Source organism: Actinacidiphila sp. bgisy160, assembly GCF_057707815.1.
Map to the genome: position 1 here is coordinate 106,338 of NZ_JBYIQW010000015.1, position 15,255 is coordinate 121,592.

The 15,255-nt window shown below is 71.9% G+C and carries 15 protein-coding genes and 2 pseudogenes; 7 read left to right on the top strand and 10 right to left on the bottom strand.

The genetic code is table 11. The annotated features are described in order from the left end of the window. Positions 1-39: 39 nt before the first annotated feature. A complete protein-coding gene (locus tag AC3EUJ_RS15345; protein WP_431961752.1) occupies positions 40-1,113 on the top strand; it encodes a PP2C family protein-serine/threonine phosphatase in 1,074 nt (357 codons plus the stop codon). Positions 1,114-1,610: 497 nt separating this feature from the next. Here the strand turns inward: AC3EUJ_RS15345 and AC3EUJ_RS15350 are convergent, their stop codons facing one another. Continuing rightward, positions 1,611-2,270, bottom strand: a complete 660-nt coding sequence (locus AC3EUJ_RS15350) for a hemerythrin domain-containing protein (protein ID WP_431961753.1) — start codon at positions 2,268-2,270, stop codon at positions 1,611-1,613. Between the two features lie 644 nt (positions 2,271-2,914). On the opposite strand from AC3EUJ_RS15350, the pseudogene AC3EUJ_RS15355 reads away from it, so the two are divergent. Further along, positions 2,915-3,462, top strand: a pseudogene (locus AC3EUJ_RS15355) (YciI family protein). Between the two features lie 91 nt (positions 3,463-3,553). On the opposite strand, the gene AC3EUJ_RS15360 reads toward AC3EUJ_RS15355, so the two are convergent. Then, on the bottom strand, positions 3,554-4,453 hold the full coding sequence (locus tag AC3EUJ_RS15360; protein ID WP_431961754.1) for a hypothetical protein: 900 nt from the start codon (positions 4,451-4,453) through the stop codon (positions 3,554-3,556). Between the two features lie 22 nt (positions 4,454-4,475). Next, positions 4,476-4,856, bottom strand: a complete 381-nt coding sequence (locus tag AC3EUJ_RS15365; protein ID WP_431961755.1) for a hypothetical protein — start codon at positions 4,854-4,856, stop codon at positions 4,476-4,478. Between the two features lie 71 nt (positions 4,857-4,927). Between AC3EUJ_RS15365 and AC3EUJ_RS15370 the strand changes: the two genes are divergently transcribed. After that, a complete protein-coding gene (locus AC3EUJ_RS15370) occupies positions 4,928-5,476 on the top strand; it encodes a GNAT family N-acetyltransferase (RefSeq protein WP_431961756.1) in 549 nt (182 codons plus the stop codon). A gap of 267 nt (positions 5,477-5,743) precedes the next feature. On the opposite strand, the gene AC3EUJ_RS15375 is transcribed toward AC3EUJ_RS15370, so the two are convergent. The 4 genes from AC3EUJ_RS15375 to AC3EUJ_RS15390 form a co-directional block, all read right to left on the bottom strand. After that, positions 5,744-6,823, bottom strand: coding sequence for a hypothetical protein (locus AC3EUJ_RS15375; protein WP_431961757.1), 1,080 nt, complete (start codon positions 6,821-6,823; stop codon positions 5,744-5,746). Between the two features lie 102 nt (positions 6,824-6,925). After that, positions 6,926-7,375: a GNAT family N-acetyltransferase gene (locus AC3EUJ_RS15380; RefSeq protein WP_431961758.1), complete on the bottom strand. Its 450-nt coding sequence runs from the start codon at positions 7,373-7,375 to the stop codon at positions 6,926-6,928. A 129-nt stretch (positions 7,376-7,504) separates the two neighbouring features. After that, positions 7,505-8,170: an HD domain-containing protein gene (locus AC3EUJ_RS15385; RefSeq protein WP_431961759.1), complete on the bottom strand. Its 666-nt coding sequence runs from the start codon at positions 8,168-8,170 to the stop codon at positions 7,505-7,507. Positions 8,171-8,347: 177 nt separating this feature from the next. After that, complete coding sequence (locus AC3EUJ_RS15390; RefSeq protein WP_431961760.1) at positions 8,348-9,292, bottom strand: NADP-dependent oxidoreductase; 945 nt, start codon at positions 9,290-9,292, stop codon at positions 8,348-8,350. 487 nt (positions 9,293-9,779) lie between these two features. Between AC3EUJ_RS15390 and AC3EUJ_RS15395 the strand changes: the two genes are divergently transcribed. Beyond that, positions 9,780-10,892, top strand: a complete 1,113-nt coding sequence (locus AC3EUJ_RS15395; protein ID WP_431961761.1) for a sensor histidine kinase — start codon at positions 9,780-9,782, stop codon at positions 10,890-10,892. 536 nt (positions 10,893-11,428) lie between these two features. Continuing rightward, positions 11,429-11,824 (top strand): cupin domain-containing protein, encoded by a 396-nt coding sequence (locus tag AC3EUJ_RS15400; RefSeq protein ID WP_431961795.1) that lies wholly within the window; start codon positions 11,429-11,431, stop codon positions 11,822-11,824. Between the two features lie 213 nt (positions 11,825-12,037). Here AC3EUJ_RS15400 and AC3EUJ_RS15405 read toward each other — a convergent pair. Beyond that, a pseudogene (locus AC3EUJ_RS15405) lies at positions 12,038-12,220 on the bottom strand (response regulator transcription factor); the annotation flags it as partial. A 339-nt stretch (positions 12,221-12,559) separates the two neighbouring features. On the opposite strand from AC3EUJ_RS15405, the gene AC3EUJ_RS15410 reads away from it, so the two are divergent. Together AC3EUJ_RS15410 and AC3EUJ_RS15415 are read left to right on the top strand one after the other, a co-directional pair. Continuing rightward, positions 12,560-13,114: an FtsX-like permease family protein gene (locus AC3EUJ_RS15410; RefSeq protein ID WP_431961796.1), complete on the top strand. Its 555-nt coding sequence runs from the start codon at positions 12,560-12,562 to the stop codon at positions 13,112-13,114. A 143-nt stretch (positions 13,115-13,257) separates the two neighbouring features. Then, the gene (locus AC3EUJ_RS15415) at positions 13,258-13,857 is read left to right on the top strand and encodes an SMI1/KNR4 family protein (protein WP_431961762.1); all 600 of its coding nucleotides are present in this window, start codon (positions 13,258-13,260) and stop codon (positions 13,855-13,857) included. Between the two features lie 34 nt (positions 13,858-13,891). On the opposite strand, the gene AC3EUJ_RS15420 is transcribed toward AC3EUJ_RS15415, so the two are convergent. Next, positions 13,892-14,743: a hypothetical protein gene (locus AC3EUJ_RS15420; RefSeq protein WP_431961763.1), complete on the bottom strand. Its 852-nt coding sequence runs from the start codon at positions 14,741-14,743 to the stop codon at positions 13,892-13,894. A gap of 82 nt (positions 14,744-14,825) precedes the next feature. Next, positions 14,826-15,233 carry a hypothetical protein gene (locus AC3EUJ_RS15425; RefSeq protein WP_431961764.1) on the bottom strand — a complete coding sequence of 136 codons (408 nt, stop codon included), beginning with the start codon at positions 15,231-15,233 and terminating at the stop codon, positions 14,826-14,828. Between the last annotated feature and the right edge of the window lie 22 nt (positions 15,234-15,255).

Sequence of the window (15,255 nt, forward strand, 5' to 3'; positions counted from 1 at the left end):
GCCACCGGCCCCCGCACGGACCCCAAGGGAGTGACGCAGATGCCGGACATCGAACAATTCGAGGACGAGCCCGACGACGGGCGACCGATGCGGCGCCTGTCGGTCGCGTGTGGGGTGGCGTTGGTCCTCGCGGTGTGCGCGGTGTGCGTGATCCTGCCGTGGTACTCGCACCCGAGTCTCGCGTGCGGCCTCGCGCCGCTGGTCACCGTGGGGGTCGTGGCCGTGGTGATGGACCGTACGAAGGTCCGGTACCGCCACGGCGCGGCGCGGGCGCATGCGGTGACGGACACCGTGCGGCGGACCCTGCTGCGGCCGCTCCCCGGGCGCGTCGGCACGCTGGGGCTCGCCTCCGTCTACCGTGCCTGCGGCGGCCGTGGCCAGGTCGGCGGGGACCTCTACGCGGTCGTGCGGAAGGGCGGGGCGACCCGCCTGATCATCGGCGACGTGTGCGGCAAGGGCCTGCCCACGTTCGAGGACGTCACGGCCGTGCTGGGGGCGTTCCGTGAATGGGCCCCGCGCGCCACGACCCTGGCAGAGCTGTCGGCGCGGCTGGAGGAGAGTTTCCAGCACCATCTGGCCGAGAGCGACGACGCCGGTCGCGACACGAACGAACGCTTCGTGACGGCACTGCTGTTGGAGGTACGGGACGGTGAACGGTTCGCCGGCATGGTCAACCACGGTCACCCGCCGCCCGTGCGGGCCCGCCGCGGAAGCGTCGCCCTGGTGGCCGGCTGTCCGGCTCCCCCGCTCGGACTGCGCTCCCTGCGGGACTGCGGCGCCATCGAGGAACGCTTCGAACTGGCCCCCGGTGACACCCTGTTGCTTTACACCGACGGTCTCATCGAGGCCCGCGACGCCGCCGGGCGCTGCTACCCGCTGCTGGACCGGGCGACGGCGTGGCAGTGGGTCCGGCAGGGTCTGGTCCACCACGAACGCCTGCCGGACGCGCTCGGGGAGATCCTGCGGGACCTGGTCGACCATGCCGGTGCGCTTCCGGAGGACGATCTCGCGATGGTCGCGCTGACCCGGATGGAGGAGCCGGCCGCCGCCGCGCTGCCCTGGCCCGCCGGTGAGGTCCGTCGCGAGGACACGGGGCAGCTGCGGCAGGACTGATCAGCTGTCAGGCTGCCGGGGGAGGAGGCCGGCGGCCTGCAGGGGTGCAGCCCGCAGGGCGCCGGCCTGTCGCCCTTCGGCGGGGGACAGGCCCTGGACCGCGCGGAAGGTCCGGGCTGATGTGCGCGTGGCGGCGAAGCCCCACCGGTGCGCGATGGCCGCCGCGGTCCGTCCCGCCGGCTCCGGTCGTACGAGATCCCTGCGGCAGGCCTCCAGCCTCAGGCGCTGGACCCACCGGCGGCCGACGGAACGGTATCCGTGGTGTTCGGCCACCCACACCCGGCGGAGTCCGAGCCCACCCGCCCGCCGCGCCGTCGCGACCGTCGCGGCCTGGGCGTCGCGGCCGCTCACGCTCTCCTCGGTCGGTGCCAGGTCGAGGACGGAAAGCGGCGGTGGACACCCGGCTGCCGAGGGTGATGGCCGCCTGTCTGCCATGGCAGTCCTCCTCGGGCGAGGACGGGGTGGTGCCCTGCCCCGACGTGTGTTCCCCGGGCCTTTCAGGAGCCGACGCGAGCGGGCCTGACCGTCCCGTGGACCTGCCGGGCGTGCGCCGCGTACCGCCGGCGTCCCAGCACGGGGACGATCAGCCGTACGGGCAGCGGAGCCGTCGCCAGGACGGCCTTGATGACCTCGGGATCGCCCTCGTACATCGCCATCCCGAAGACGAGCGGCAGGTCCTTCTTCGGCGTGCTCGCCATGCCGTGCTCGCCGAGCTCGTGCCATTCCGTCGCGGTGACGTACCTGGCGGCCAGCGGCAGGATCTGCTTCTCCTCCAGCGCCATGTGCTGGATGAGCACCGTCAGCAGCCGCTCGCACGCCTCGGCGAGCTTCTCGCCGCCTTCCGCGGTCGCGCGCCAGGACCCGAGCAGTCCGGTCACCTCGGCGTGCAGCTCTTCGATGGCGTGGTGCTGCTGCTCCATCATCGGCACGATGACCTCCGCGTCCACGCCGGCCCGCTCGACCAGCTTGGGCCAGAGCAGCTTGTCCTCGCCCTCGTGGTGCGTGTGCAGGATCCGGCACACCAGCGCCGCGTGGGCACTGACGACCTCCGCGCGCCGTGCGTCGCCCGGCGGGACGGACCGGATGAGGTCGGGGAGCAGCCTGAACTCCCGGCGCAACGCGGTGTGGGCCATGTACATGTCGCGCGTATCGGCCATGGGTTCATTGACGAGTGGAGCCATTGTCTCTTCCTTGTACGGCCGCCCGGCATCCGGCGGGATGACGCTGCCCGTGCTGGGCATGGCCCTGCGCGACCGCCGACGGCCCGGGCCCGGTGGCACGCGGAACCGTCCTCGGTGGCAACGGCGACGGCCCTGGGGTGTCGCGAATGCGCAGGGTGATCACGGCAGGGGAAAGCACGCATCGGTGGCCTTGCCCGCTGCCCAGGCCACTGTGCCAGCGGGTCCGCGGCCACCGCATGCGTCAAATGCCCCTGGGTCACGGCCGCCTCATGGGTCGTCTGACGCTACTGCCTCGGGCGCCGCCCGCACCTGCTCCACGACGGACGCGCCGTCCCGGTACGCATCGACGCCGACCCCGAAGCGGCGGCCGGGGCCGGGGCGACCGCCGCAGTCATCCTGGACGCCGCCCTGCCCACGGTGCCCGAGGGCGGCCGCACCGATTCATCGAGCTGAGTCCGTGACGACCGTCGTCCTGGCGTGGCGCTCGGGTTCCCGGTGGCTTCACCCGCGCCCGAAGCCCGTGCCGCGGCCTGGACGTCGCGCACCTGGACATGACTGCCCTGGCACGGGCTGATGGCGGGCCCGAGCGGGCCCGGCGCGCGGCGGGGGAGAGTGTGCGCATGGAGTTCATCTGCCACCACCGCGATCGGGCCGGTTCGCCGGCCCTGCGTCAAGAGCTGCTGGAGGACCATCGGGCCTACATGGATCAGTACGAGAAGGAGATGATCGCCCGCGGCCCGACCTTCACCTCCGAGGACGGCGAACCCACCGGCAGCGTGCACATGCTCGACCTGCCGAGCCCTGCCGCCGCCCGGGCGTTCGCATTCGACGAGCCCGGCTACCAGGTCGGGGTGTACCGGGACGTGCTGCTGCGCCGCTGGCGCAACCTGCTGGGACGCACCATGTGGGACTTCCCCGGTGGCCGAACCGGCGGCAACCGGTACCTGGTGCTCGGCCGGGCGCGGGTCCGGGCGCCTACCTTGCCGTACCGACGGATCGGGACGACCTGATCGCGTACGGGCCCCTGCTGTCCGGCGACGGCGGCACGTGGCTGGGAACGGCCGCGCTCGTCCGGGCCGTGGACCAGGACACGGCACACGCCGTCCTGACCTCTGACGCGTACGCGGGGATCGAGGTCCACAACTGGCGGTTCGGCGGCCGGACGTGATCTGACGGTGCGGCCACCGCCCGGTGAGTAGGTGGGCACCGGCGTGTCGTCAGGCAGCCGGTCCTGGGCCCATCGGCCGGCATCCGGCCGGTCAGGGGTCCTGATCGAGGCGTTCGGTCAGCCGGCCGGCGCGCGCGGCTGCCTTGCGGGCCGCCTTGTCGGCGTCGCGCAGCCGGCGTCGTGCTCGGTCCTGGGCGTCGCGGGCGGTACGCAGGGTCTCTTCCGCGTCCTTGACCTGCCGGAGCAGTTCGCCGAGGCGGGACTGGGCCTCGTCGTGGTGCCGGTCCGCGAGGTCGAGTTCGTGGCGGACGGTTGTGGCCTCGTGTTCCCGGGCCTGGGCTTCCCGCTCGGCTTGCTCGGCTTCTTCGCGTCGGCGTTGCCGGTCCGCCTCGCGGCGGGCCCGCGCCTTGTCCTCGGCGTCTTCTGCGGGTCGCTTCTTCCTCGCCTGGCGCGGGGGAGGTTGTGCGCGTTGAGGGCCGCGGGCTGTGGTGGCCTGGCCGGCGATGTCGACCGTCGCCGACAGTGGTCTGGTGAGGCGCCCCTCCGCGAACGCGGTGCCGGCCTCGGGGTCGGCGAGTGCGGCGTGCAGGGTTTCCTCGACTTCCCGCATGGCTTGGCCGGTCAGGGGTTGTCCGGCTTGGGCGGCGAGTTGTCCGGCCTGCTGGGACAGTGCGTGTACGAGCTCCCGCTGCCGGCGGTTGAGCCGACGCAGTTGTTCCCCGTCGAGTTTCCGGTGGGCTTGGCGTAGTGCGTCGCCGAGCTGGAGGAGCGGCCCGGTCTCGTCGCGGCGTTCGCGGGCGAGCAGGTTGGCGGCCCAGGCTGAGGTGGTGGGTTTGCGCAGGGCTGTGATCCGGTCGGCGAGGGGGCGGTTGCCGGCCTTCCTGGCGGCCCGGGCGTGTGTGTTGCGGGCGGCGGTGAACTGCGGGGGCGGCAGCGTGTACAGCTCGTCGGCGACCGCGTCGAGGTCGGTGGGAGCGTCCTTGTCTGCCACGGTGTGCCACCTGTCCGTCCGGCTACCCATGGCCCGGGGCGGGCCGGGGACTGTTGCCGCCCATCGAACAACTGCCCCGGCCGCCCCGCAGCCTGACCGCACCCGATCGGGTCAGCGGGCGGGTCCACCGGGTGCTGAGGGTGTCGCGGAGGTGTTCGGCGAATTCGGTGGGGCGTGTGGTCAGGCCGATGTGCCCCCCGGGGAAGTACCGGGGTTCGGTGCCGATGTGCCCGGCGAGGGTGGCGGCGGCACGGTGGGGGAGTTCGCCGTGGGAATCGTGGCCGGCGGCGAGCACGATCCGGTCCGACAGCGTTCTGAGACGGTCAATGTCGGGAGTGCAGGACCTGAAGGTGGGGACGATGCGTTCGACGAAGAGGGGCAGGTTGGACGTGGTCCCCTCCACCCGGGCCGCCGCGCGAGGCGGAAGCTCGACCTCGGGTTTGGGGCCGTAGGCAAGAGGCCTAGGATTGCCCCATGCCCAATGCGCCGTCACGGGTCGAACTGTGCCCGCTCACCCCCGCCGAACAGGATGAGTTCTGCTCGCTCGTGAGGGCCAGCGCCGAGCTGCATTCGCCGTGGATGCAGCTGCCCGCCACGGCGGAGGAGTTCCAGGACTGGATGCGCCGCTTCAGCGATGGCACCAACCGGGGCTATCTGATCCGTGTTCTGGAGACCGGTGCAGCTGCCGGCACGGTCAACGTCAACTCGATCATCCGGGGCCGTTACCAGGGCGCGTCCCTCGGCTATGCGGCTTTCGCCCCGTCCGCGGGGCGGGGTTACATGGCCGAAGGGCTCACCGCCGTCATGCAGCACGCCTTCAGCGACCTGCGGCTGCACCGGCTGGAGGCGAACATCCAGCCGGCGAACAAGGCGTCTTTGGCCTTGGTCCAGCGCCTGGGCTTTCGTTACGAAGGTCTGTCGCCTGCCTACCTCTACATCAACGGTGCCTGGCGCGACCACGAACGCTGGTCGGTCACCGCGCCGTCCCCATGGACGCCCGATCCTTCCCTCCCCGAGGTCTAGTCGTCTCCGCCGCGGTCACGGAGCCGCCGTGACCCGGGCCGCGGCCGTGTCGCCGGCGTGCCCATCGGGACCGGCCCGGACCGCCGGGGACCGTCGGTGGCGGACGCCCCCGATCGGCCGTGACCGACACCGACAGGCGGTCCTCATTCGAACGTTGGAGCGGGAGTGGGCCGCGGCGTGGGCGGCGATCACGAAGCGGTGCCAGGCGACGGTCTGCGGCGTGGAGACGCCTGCCCACCGGGCCGGTGCAGCGGCCGTTCCACTGAGTCAGGACGCGGGGCCGGTACCGGTGCCGGATGAGGTGCGGGCGAACCAGGTCCGTGTCTCCTCGGCGGGGAGGACGCGGGTGAGTTCGGCCGTGCCCGGGAGCAGCGGGAAGAACCGGTCGGCGTTCCAACTGCGCTGATACATCGGCTCGTCCAGCACGAGCAGGCGGCGTCCCTCCACCACCGGGATGTCGTCGGGCAGCCCCTCGTTCCAGATCCGGTCGCCGTTCGGGGCGAGGAGTTCGAAGGCCCCGGTCGCGACCGCTTCGCTGCGTCCCCGGGCGGGCTTGGGGTCCGTGGCCAGGCGGACGCTCTCGGCAGAAGGCGCGGTGCCCGGCACGTGGCCGCCGCCGACGAGGACGTGCGCGAGCAGGGTGTGCAACTGGAAGTTGTCCGCGATGCCGCCGATCCGCACCTCGAAGCCGGTCCCGGTGGGCCGGTGCAGCACGATCAGGTGCTCGTCGTCCAGGACGGCCAGCGCGTAGGCCAGGCACTTGAGGTCGTGTCGCTCCAGGGCTGCCAGGTCGTTGCAGACGGGGAGGAGCGTGGACCCGTGCCGGCTGCGCACCTCCGCGCTGCGGCACAGCACGGCCAGCGCGGGCGGTTGCCACTCCTCGACCGAGCACCAGGCCAGCGCCAACCTCGTGGCCTCGTGCGCGTCGTCGCCCAGGCGGGCCAGCAGCGCATCGTCGATGATCTTCTGATCGGGCTCAGGCAGTTCGTCCTCGGCGTCACCGGTGGCACGCCAGCGGCGGGCGAACTCTGCTGCGTCGAGCAGGTCTTGCCGGACGCCACCGAGGATCGGCTCCGCGCAGGCCGCCGGATCGGCCCCGCTCTCGACGCAGAAGCCGGCCGCCATCGCCAGGAGCGGGCGGGGGCCGGTGGGCGGGAAGGCGGGAATCAGTGCGGCAAGCCGCGGCCCCACCGGGACGCGTTCGGCGTCGGTCGACTGCCGCAGGCTGTTTATCGCGGCGGTGAAGGCCCGCTCGGTGCGGGCACCGTCACGAGCGTCGACGGCCTCTTCCAGCTCCGACACGACAGCGCCGAGGTCGGCGGACTTCTGCTTCCTCTTGAAGATCACGGGCACACCTTAAGCCCGGGTACGGACAACCGGTCGATGGACCGTTCGACACGGGGATCGCCGCGGTGGGGGCACCGGCCGTCGTGGTCGCCGGATCGGCCCTCAGACCTGGTTCGCCTCACGCCGGTACGTGTAGAGGATGAACCCCTCGTGGAACGTGCCCAGCTTGTCGTACAGCGCGCGAGCCGGGGCGTCTTCGAGCGTGTTCCAGTACAGGCCCGGGGCGTCGTGCTCCTCGGCGTCCCGGGCCACCCACTCGATCATGGCCGTCGCCACACCCTGCCGCCGGACGTCCGCGTCCACGAACAGGTCCGCCAGATAGCACTTGCCGGCGTACCAGACGCTGGCGTGGAACAGGTAGTGCGCGATGCCGACGATCCTGCCGTCCAGCCAGGCGGCGATACCGCGTATCCGCTCGTCTTCGAGCAGACGCCGCCAGGTCCGTTCGTAGGCGTCGTCGTCGCGTTCGACCTCGAAGTAGGAGTCCTTACCGCGGGCCAGTACTTCCCAGCAGGCGCGGTCGGACTCGTGCAGGAAGCTGATCTCCACCATGGCGCCCATCCTGGCGTGGGCAGTGCGGCAACGTCCGCCGGTCTCCCTGATACGTGCGCTCGGGCGGCGCCACGCGAGGGCGAGGCGTTCGCCTACCTCAGGTTCGTGCGGCACCGGCCCTGAACTCGTTCACGGAGCGGTCGGCGGGGGAGGGGTGTCCAGCGGGTTGTCGGCCATCCTCATCGCGAGGCCGGACCGTACGGCACCCGCGGCGGAGCTGTCGGTCTTGCGCCTCGCCTGGTCCTGGAAGCACGTCAGGAACTCCGTGGCGAGATCCAGCCGGGGGTAGCGGTCGAGCACTTCGGCCCTGAAACCGGGGGCGAAGTCGTCGGCGTCCCGGCCGATGATCTCCAAAGCTGTCGCCCGGCAGAGCACGTGCCCTTCGGGATCCACGGACACGTCGACATCGGGCCACATGTGCCGGATGATGACCTCCGACAGTCGCCGGCGGCGCACCGCCGGCCAACCGGCGCCCGCCGAGAACACCTGCGCCACGTGGCCGCCGGCCACCTCGAACGAGATGGTGTGGTTGTCGAACTCGGGCACCAGGGCCATGTCGTGGAACAGGGCGGCGACGTAGAGCAGCTCGGAGTCGACGACGATTCCCTGCGCCGTGGCGCGGGCCGCCGCCCATACGTAGGCCCGCAGGGAGTGGTTCAGCAGCGCGGGGGACAGGTAGGCGGACGCCACCTCCAGGGCGGCGCCCGACGCGGCGGTGTCCGGCACGGCGAGATCGTCGAGGGTCATGCGGATCAGCGCCGGCTTGGCGGTGCTCGCTGAGGGGTTGTCAGACATGGCTTTCGCTTCCTTGCAGGTACGGTTCTGCTGTTCTCGAACAGAGGGTCACGAGCCGGCCCGCTGCGGATCCCGAGGCCCGAAGGCCGCGGGCCACGGGGCCGACAAGGCTGACGGTCACGAACGCGTCGATGCCGATCGCGAACGTACCCACCGCCAGGATGACCGAGCGGGCCCTCACAAGGCACCCCCTGGCCCGTCGGCCGCAGCGCTCACCTGGATGATCGTCTTGCCGGGCGTGCGCTTGTCGCGGGCGAACGCGGCGGGCACCTCGGACAGCGGCCGCACGGCTCCGACGATCGGCTTGAGCCGTCCGTCCCGGAGCCGCTGGGCGAGGCCGGTGAGCTGGGCGCGGTCGGGTTCGACGACGAAGAAGACGGCCCGTCCGTCCTTGGGCCGGACGGTGGGCGGCGCGGCGATGGTGACGAGGGTGCCGCCGGCGCGCACCAGGGCGGCCGAGCGGTCGAGGATCTCGCCCCCGATCACGTCGAGCACGACGTCGACCTCTCCCACGTCCTCCAGCCGGTCCGCCTGCAGGTCCACGAAGGTCTCCGCGCCCAGGGCCAGTGCGGTGTCCCGGTCCGCGGCGCGGCCGGTGCCGATCACCCGGGCGCCGGCCTCGCGGGCGAGCTGCACGGCGATCGAGCCGACACCGCCCGCGGCGCCGTGGATCAGGACGCTCCGGCCTGCCGTCAGGCGTGCGTGGTCGAACAGGGCCTGCCATGCGGTGAGCCCCGAGATCGGCAGTGCGGCGGCCATGACGTGGTCGACGTCGGCGGGAAGCGGTGCGAGATTGCGGGCCTCGACCGCCGCGTACTCGGCCAGCGACCCGTTGCGGGCCCAGTCGGTCAGCCCGAACACCCGCTGCCCCACCGTCAGCCCGGTGGTGCCGTACCCCAATTCGACGACCACGCCGGACAGTTCGTGGCCCGGCACGCTCGGCGTCCGGTCGCGGCCGGCACGGTCGGCCCAGGTCGCCGGCCAGTCGAGTTCCCCCGGGGTGAAGCCCGCGGCGTGCACCTGAACGATGACGTCGTTCTCGGCGGCGTGCGGGTAGGGCATGTCCGACAGGGACAGCCCCGCGACCCCGGCGTCACGGTCACGGACGGTGATGGCTCGCATGCGCAGATCCTCGCTTGGTGAAATTGTGGAGACCGGGGCGCGAGGCCGAGGAGGAACGTCGCGATCCGGCAACGGACCGGCGACTCATCGACTGCTCCCGGCGCCGAGCGCTCCGCGTCGCCACGAGACGACGTGGCCCGGGGTCGGCGACGATGGTCACATCTCGACGGTAGGTCCAAGGGCGGCCCAGGCGCATGGGCCATTTCAGTGAAGGGATCCTGGGCCATTCGCCCTCGGTGGCGGGCCGGGTACGAACGTTCGGGCCGTTGCGCCCCGGTGCCCCGCCGCCGGCCGGCGGCAACCGCGCCCCATCTCCGACCGGGCCCCCGAACTCGACAGTCCTGACGTTTTCGCCTGTTACGATCACGAATGACCTATTGCGGGCCGACCGGGAACCCGGCGAAGCCCGCACGTACACCGCCGAAGCCCGCTCGATGCCGGCGGAGCACGGGCGCGGCAGGCGGCCGTACAGGTACCGGGAGGTCAGATGAATCTCCGGCGCCCGCCGTCCGCGGTGCTCGACGGCGCCCTGGTCGTCGTCGCGCTCTTCGACGTCTGGGTGCACGTCCAGGCCGACGAACCCTTGCAGTTGGTGTGCGCGGTGGGCGGGGCCTTGGCGCTCCTGCTACGGCACGTCGTGCCGTTGCCGACGTTCCTGGTGACCTTGCCCGCCGTCTTCTTCTCCGACGCGATCTTCGCATCGCTGGCAGCGCTCTACACCCTCGCATCCGTCTCACGCCGACGCGTCATCCTGGCCGTTGGTGTGGTGGCCTTCACGCTCTGCGACCTGGCGCCGGACGTCAACGTGTCGGCGGACGATCTGGTCACCACAAGCTACACGGCGGCGACCGCGGCCGCCGCGGTCTTCCTCGGGCAACTGGTGCAAGCCCGCAGGGACCTCTCGCACCGCATCGCGGAGATCTCCGAGGCCCGCGAGCACGAACGGCTGCTGATCGCCCAGACCGTTCTGGCCGCCGAGCGTGCCCAGCTCGCCCGGGAGATGCACGACGTGGTCTCCCACCAGGTCAGCCTGATCGCGGTGCGCGCCGGCGCCCTTCAGGTCGGTACGCGTGACGCTCACGCCAAGGACGCCGCGAGCACCATCCGCCGGCTGAGCGTGCAGACCCTGGACGAGCTGAGATACATGGTCGGCGTGCTGCGTGCCTCCGGTGATCGCCCGGCCGATCTGACCCCGCAGCCGTCCCTGGCGGATCTGGAGCGCCTCGTCGGCGGCAGCGGCATCGACGCCGAACTGGCCGTCGACCTGCCCGGGGACCTGGCACCCTCCGTACAGCGCGCTCTCTACCGCACCGTCCAGGAGGGGCTGACCAACGTACGCAAGCACGCCCCGGGTGCCGCCGCCACCGTTCGGCTCTGGCGCAGCGACGCGACCGCCCATGTCACGGTCACCAACAGCGCCCCGACCCGGCCGACCGTCCCCTTGCCGAGCGCCCATTACGGTCTGACAGGGCTGCGCCAGCGTGCGGCGCTGCTCGGGGGCACCCTCACGTGCGGTCCCACCCCTGACGGTGGCTACCGGCTCCGGGTGGATCTCCCGGCCAAGACGACCACGCCCTCACCAGGCGAAGTCGGCCGGTAGCGAGCGGCGGTGCAGGTCCGGCGATGTGGCGCGGGGCCGACGGGTGTATTGACTCCACGGCGTTACAGGCAGAGCATGGGGTTCGGTGGAAATGTGGCATTAAGCGCAAGTTTGTACATGACCACTTGATATGCGGGGCTTGATTGCCCGCAGGGAGGCCCGGGGCCGGTCGGGCAGGGAGCCGCAAGTGGTCACGCGCCTCGACCAGGCCCAGGAACCGACCTGGCAAGGAGAGTTGGCATGCGTATTCCCGGGTGGCCCCTCGCCGCGATGGCCGGCCCGCCCGTTTCCGCCGTGAGCCACGGCGGCTGGGGCGACGGCAGTTGGGGTTCGGGCTCTGGCCATGGCGGCCATGGCGATGGTGGCTACGGTGGCGGCGGTCACGGCGGTGGCGGCGGAAGGTAGTGGCCACGACGGGGCCGACTTCGAGTCGGCCCCTCTCGTGCGCAGGCAGCCCCTGATCACGGAGGTGCAGTACGGTGTCGGACAAGGGATCAGAAGGCCAGGCCGGCGGGCAGTCGCACGCTGAGCTGTGGATGACGCAGTTGAAGACGCTTCAGGACGTCAAGCCACCGTTCGTTCCGGAAGGGGCCTCGGTGATGACCATCGTCGTCTGGCGGGAGCCCGGTGACCAGGGCGCACCTCCGCACCGGCACTCGGGCCCGGCTTTCGGCTACGTCGTCGAGGGAGCCGTCCGCTTCGAGCTCGAGGGCGAGCCGGAACGGGTGATCAAGGCCGGCGAGTCGTTCTGGGAGCCGGGCGGGGACGTCATCCACTACCAGGACGGCAATGCCCTGACGGACGGGCGGACCGAGTTCGTCGTGACCATGCTGTGCGCGCCCGGCCAGCCGATGCTCACCGTGGTCGGCGAGGAGGAACTGGCCCAGCGCGCCCACCTGCGCGCTCCGCGCCCCGCAGCGGCTGACTTGTGACGGCCGGTGGCCGCGACCGCCCATCATCAGCCGGCCTCCTGTGCGCCTGCCGCACAGGCACACCCCGACTGCGTCCTTCACCCAGGAGACTCCAACAGCATGTACATCGCCATGAGTTCTTGAGCAGGTCGCAAAACCGGCCAGGTGGGCGGTCCGGCCCATGCGCGCGGCTGGTCCGTCGCACAACAACGCGGGGCACGGCCGGGCCCCGGTCTACGCCAGCTCGGCGGACGGCCGGGCCTCCTCGCGTGCGCCGGCGCTGACCAGCCCCGTCTCGTAGGCGACGATGACAGCCTGGACACGGTTACGGAGCCCGAGTTTGGCGAGGATGCGGGCGACGTGGGTCTTGACGGTCGCATCGGCCAGCCGGAGGCGGGTGGCCAGTTCTGCGCGGGCGGTCACGTACGGTCGACGCCCTCGCCCTCGGGCGCGGCGCTTCGTCGGGGCGCGGCCGGTGGGCGGTCCGCCTGGCCGGACGGCTGCCGTTGCCGCGGCCGGTCGCCCTGGGCCTGGCCCGGCCTTTCGCGCGGCCCGCCGGGCACTTGCCCACGCGGTCACCGCCACCAGGCCGGGCACCCCGGCGATCACCGCCAGGTCGACCCAGGGGGCGATGGCCAGGGAAGAGGTGCCGTAGACCTCCTCCGTCTCGGCCAGTACGGGGACGGCGAGCAGGTGGCCGGCCAGGACCCCGAGCACCGTTCCGGCGGCGGCCGGAATCAGTTGATGGACATCCGGATGCCGGAGATGGACGGCCTGGAGGCCACCCGCCGCATCCTCACCGGCACCCCCGGCGAAGCGCTGAACAAGCACCTGGCACCGCTGGGGGTCACCGCTCGGACGGGCGGGCTCGACGCCGGCGGCGACATGGTGGTCACGCTCAACGCGCTGTCCGTGACCCTCACGTTGCTGCTCGTCGCCGTCGCCGCGCTCGGCGTGCTCAACGGCGTGCTGCTCGACACCCGCGAGCGCGTCCGGGAGATCGGGGTCCACAAGGCGCTCGGCATGACCCCCCGGCAGACCATCGCGATGGTCCTCACCTCGGTCGTCGTGACCGGACTGGTCGCGGGTGCGCTGGGCGTGCCGCTGGGCGTAGCCCTGCACGGCTGGGTCATCCCCGCGATGGGCGACAGCGTGGGGCTCCGCCTCCCCGCCTCCGTCATCGCCGTCCACCACGCGGCCGAACTGCTCCCGCTCGCACTCGGCGGCCTGCTCATCGCCATCCTGGGCGCGCTTCTGCCCGCCGGCTGGGCCGCCGGAACCCGAACCGCCACGGCCCTGCGCACCGAATAGGACGTCAGGCCCGGAGCGCCCACCCCCGGCCCCCACGGCAAGCATCGGTGGGGGCCGGTCGCGACGGGACGCGTGGCCGACCCCGCCGGGGTGTTGTCAGTGCCGGCTCGTATGCTCTCGGCGACCCGATCGAAGGGATTGCCGTGGTAGACCCCACAGGTATCGCAGCGCTGGCCCAGGTCCTGCCTCCCGATCAGGGGGCGGACGAGGAGATCGACTGGCCGGCGGCCGAGGCGCGCTGGGGTACCCGATTCCCGCGTGACTACATGGCCTTCATGTCCGTCTACGGTGCCGGATCGTTCGCTGAGGTCGGCATCCTCATGCCACTGCCGAAGGAGTACATCCAGTGGGACCCCGGCACCTTCGAAGACGAGACGGAGAACGCCCGCTACATCTGGGAGATGCTGGGCGGTCAAGAAGGTCTCGACATCGATCCGGATCACATACTCGCCTGGGGCGTCACCTCCGGCCCCGACATCCTCTGCTGGCTGACCACTGACCCGGACCCCGACGAATGGCCCGTCCTGGTCTGCGGCCGGCACACCGACGACGACTTCACCCTGTTCCCCTGCGGCATGGTCGAGTTCCTCCGCAAACTGCTCCTGGACGAGTACGACCCGTACCCGCTGAGCATCGACCTGCGCGACGCCTCCCCGCGCTATGTGCATTGGCTGGAGGAACAGCGGCGCTGGAAGGCAGGGTTGGACCGCCGTACCGGGCGACCGCGACCAGCGGTTCCGTAGGAGCTGTCACCGGGTCGCCGGCCCCAGGCGCGTTCTAGCCGAGCTTCCGCAGTGCCTTGTCGATGTTGGCCCGGTACGTCCGCAGTGCCTTGAGGCCGGCGGTGTAGCGGTCGCGATGCCGTGCCATGTCCGCGGCCTGCTTCTGCGCGAGTACGGCGTGCCAGACCTCGGCCGTGCGGTTGCGGCGCTTGCAGGTGACGTCCGCGACGGCGGTGGCCCGCTCCCGTTGCGTATGGCGGGTGTTGCCGTCGCCGCCCCGCTTCCAGTCGCGGTCCCTGTACGCCGCGACGGGGTCGGGGTAGCGGGTGAATCCTTGAGCTGCCACACAGTCGGACCACACGTCCCAGGCCGCGCGGAGGCGCGGGTCGTGCCTGACCGCCTTGTCGACCTCGATCGCCTGTCTGCTCGCGTAGAGCCAGTCCCGCGTGACGTCGATGCCGCGCAGCAGTCGTCGGTTCGCCTCGGCGTTGCAGTCGGGCCAGTCCGCGTACTCGGCGTCGGTCATGCGGCGGCCCTTCGGCCGGGAGGCCGGGTGCTTCGCCGGGTCCCAGCCGTAGCCCCAGCGGCGTGCGGTGTCCGGATCGAGGACGCCGTATTCGGTGCCGACCACGGTGATCGCGGTGGCGACCATCGGGTCGCGGGGGTAACGGGGGTCGAGCGGGAAGTCCGGGTGGCCCCGGTCCGCCATGCACTGCCGTACCAGCAACGCCGATGCACGCTGGGATCGCTGGTAGTCCCGCGGCGTGAAGTCGAAGCGGTCGGCCGGCAGGGGACCGAGGTCCGACGCTGTGCGGATGACCTCCAAGGGTTCCGCGCCGGAGGCGCAGATCGCCGCAAGCATCGCCACCCCAGCCGTGACGCCCAGCCGCCACCCCCGCCTCGCCATGGGCAGGAATGCTAGCGGGCGGCGCGTACCCGGTCGGCCCCGGGCCCCGGTGGCTGACGATCGGCGGGCCTGCCCGACTGCCTCACGCGCCGTTGACCGCCAGGGGACGCGGGTCCGGCACGGACGGTTCCGGGGGCGCCCGGGTCCACAGGTGGGCGCATGCCGCTTCGCGGATGGTGCGCAGCGGCGGAGTGGAACCGGTGATCCGGCTCATCGTGGCGCCGCCCTGGACGGCGGCGAGGAGCACTGCGGCGGCGCGTTCGTCCGTGTCGGCGGGATGGCGGAGCAGCCGGTCGGTCCGCCGGGCGGTCAGGCCGCCGGCGAGGGCGGCGTGCCGGCGTTCGGGTGGTCGCAGGGGGCGCTGGTCTCCCAGGACGCGGTGCGAGTGGTCGGATGTCGTCGGGGCAGACCTCTGCCGCGCCCTTGACCGCGAGGAGCTGTGCGGCGCCCTATTACTTCTGGACTTGCGGGTCCAATTTTCGCCATCCATGCTGGCGGCGTCAGGAGATGGA

What these genes read in the sequence shown, in the direction of transcription:
- AC3EUJ_RS15410 (WP_431961796.1), top strand. Translation starts at nt 12,560, where the DNA reads ATGCCGGAGATGGACGGCCTGGAGGCCACCCGCCGCATCCTCACCGGC.
- AC3EUJ_RS15380 (WP_431961758.1), bottom strand. Translation starts at nt 7,375, where the DNA reads ATGGTGGAGATCAGCTTCCTGCACGAGTCCGACCGCGCCTGCTGGGAA.
- AC3EUJ_RS15385 (WP_431961759.1), bottom strand. Translation starts at nt 8,170, where the DNA reads ATGTCTGACAACCCCTCAGCGAGCACCGCCAAGCCGGCGCTGATCCGC.
- AC3EUJ_RS15350 (WP_431961753.1), bottom strand. Translation starts at nt 2,270, where the DNA reads ATGGCCGATACGCGCGACATGTACATGGCCCACACCGCGTTGCGCCGG.
- AC3EUJ_RS15345 (WP_431961752.1), top strand. Translation starts at nt 40, where the DNA reads ATGCCGGACATCGAACAATTCGAGGACGAGCCCGACGACGGGCGACCG.
- AC3EUJ_RS15420 (WP_431961763.1), bottom strand. Translation starts at nt 14,743, where the DNA reads ATGGCGAGGCGGGGGTGGCGGCTGGGCGTCACGGCTGGGGTGGCGATG.
- AC3EUJ_RS15370 (WP_431961756.1), top strand. Translation starts at nt 4,928, where the DNA reads ATGCCCAATGCGCCGTCACGGGTCGAACTGTGCCCGCTCACCCCCGCC.
- AC3EUJ_RS15395 (WP_431961761.1), top strand. Translation starts at nt 9,780, where the DNA reads ATGAATCTCCGGCGCCCGCCGTCCGCGGTGCTCGACGGCGCCCTGGTC.
- AC3EUJ_RS15400 (WP_431961795.1), top strand. Translation starts at nt 11,429, where the DNA reads ATGACGCAGTTGAAGACGCTTCAGGACGTCAAGCCACCGTTCGTTCCG.
- AC3EUJ_RS15425 (WP_431961764.1), bottom strand. Translation starts at nt 15,233, where the DNA reads ATGGATGGCGAAAATTGGACCCGCAAGTCCAGAAGTAATAGGGCGCCG.
- AC3EUJ_RS15390 (WP_431961760.1), bottom strand. Translation starts at nt 9,292, where the DNA reads ATGCGAGCCATCACCGTCCGTGACCGTGACGCCGGGGTCGCGGGGCTG.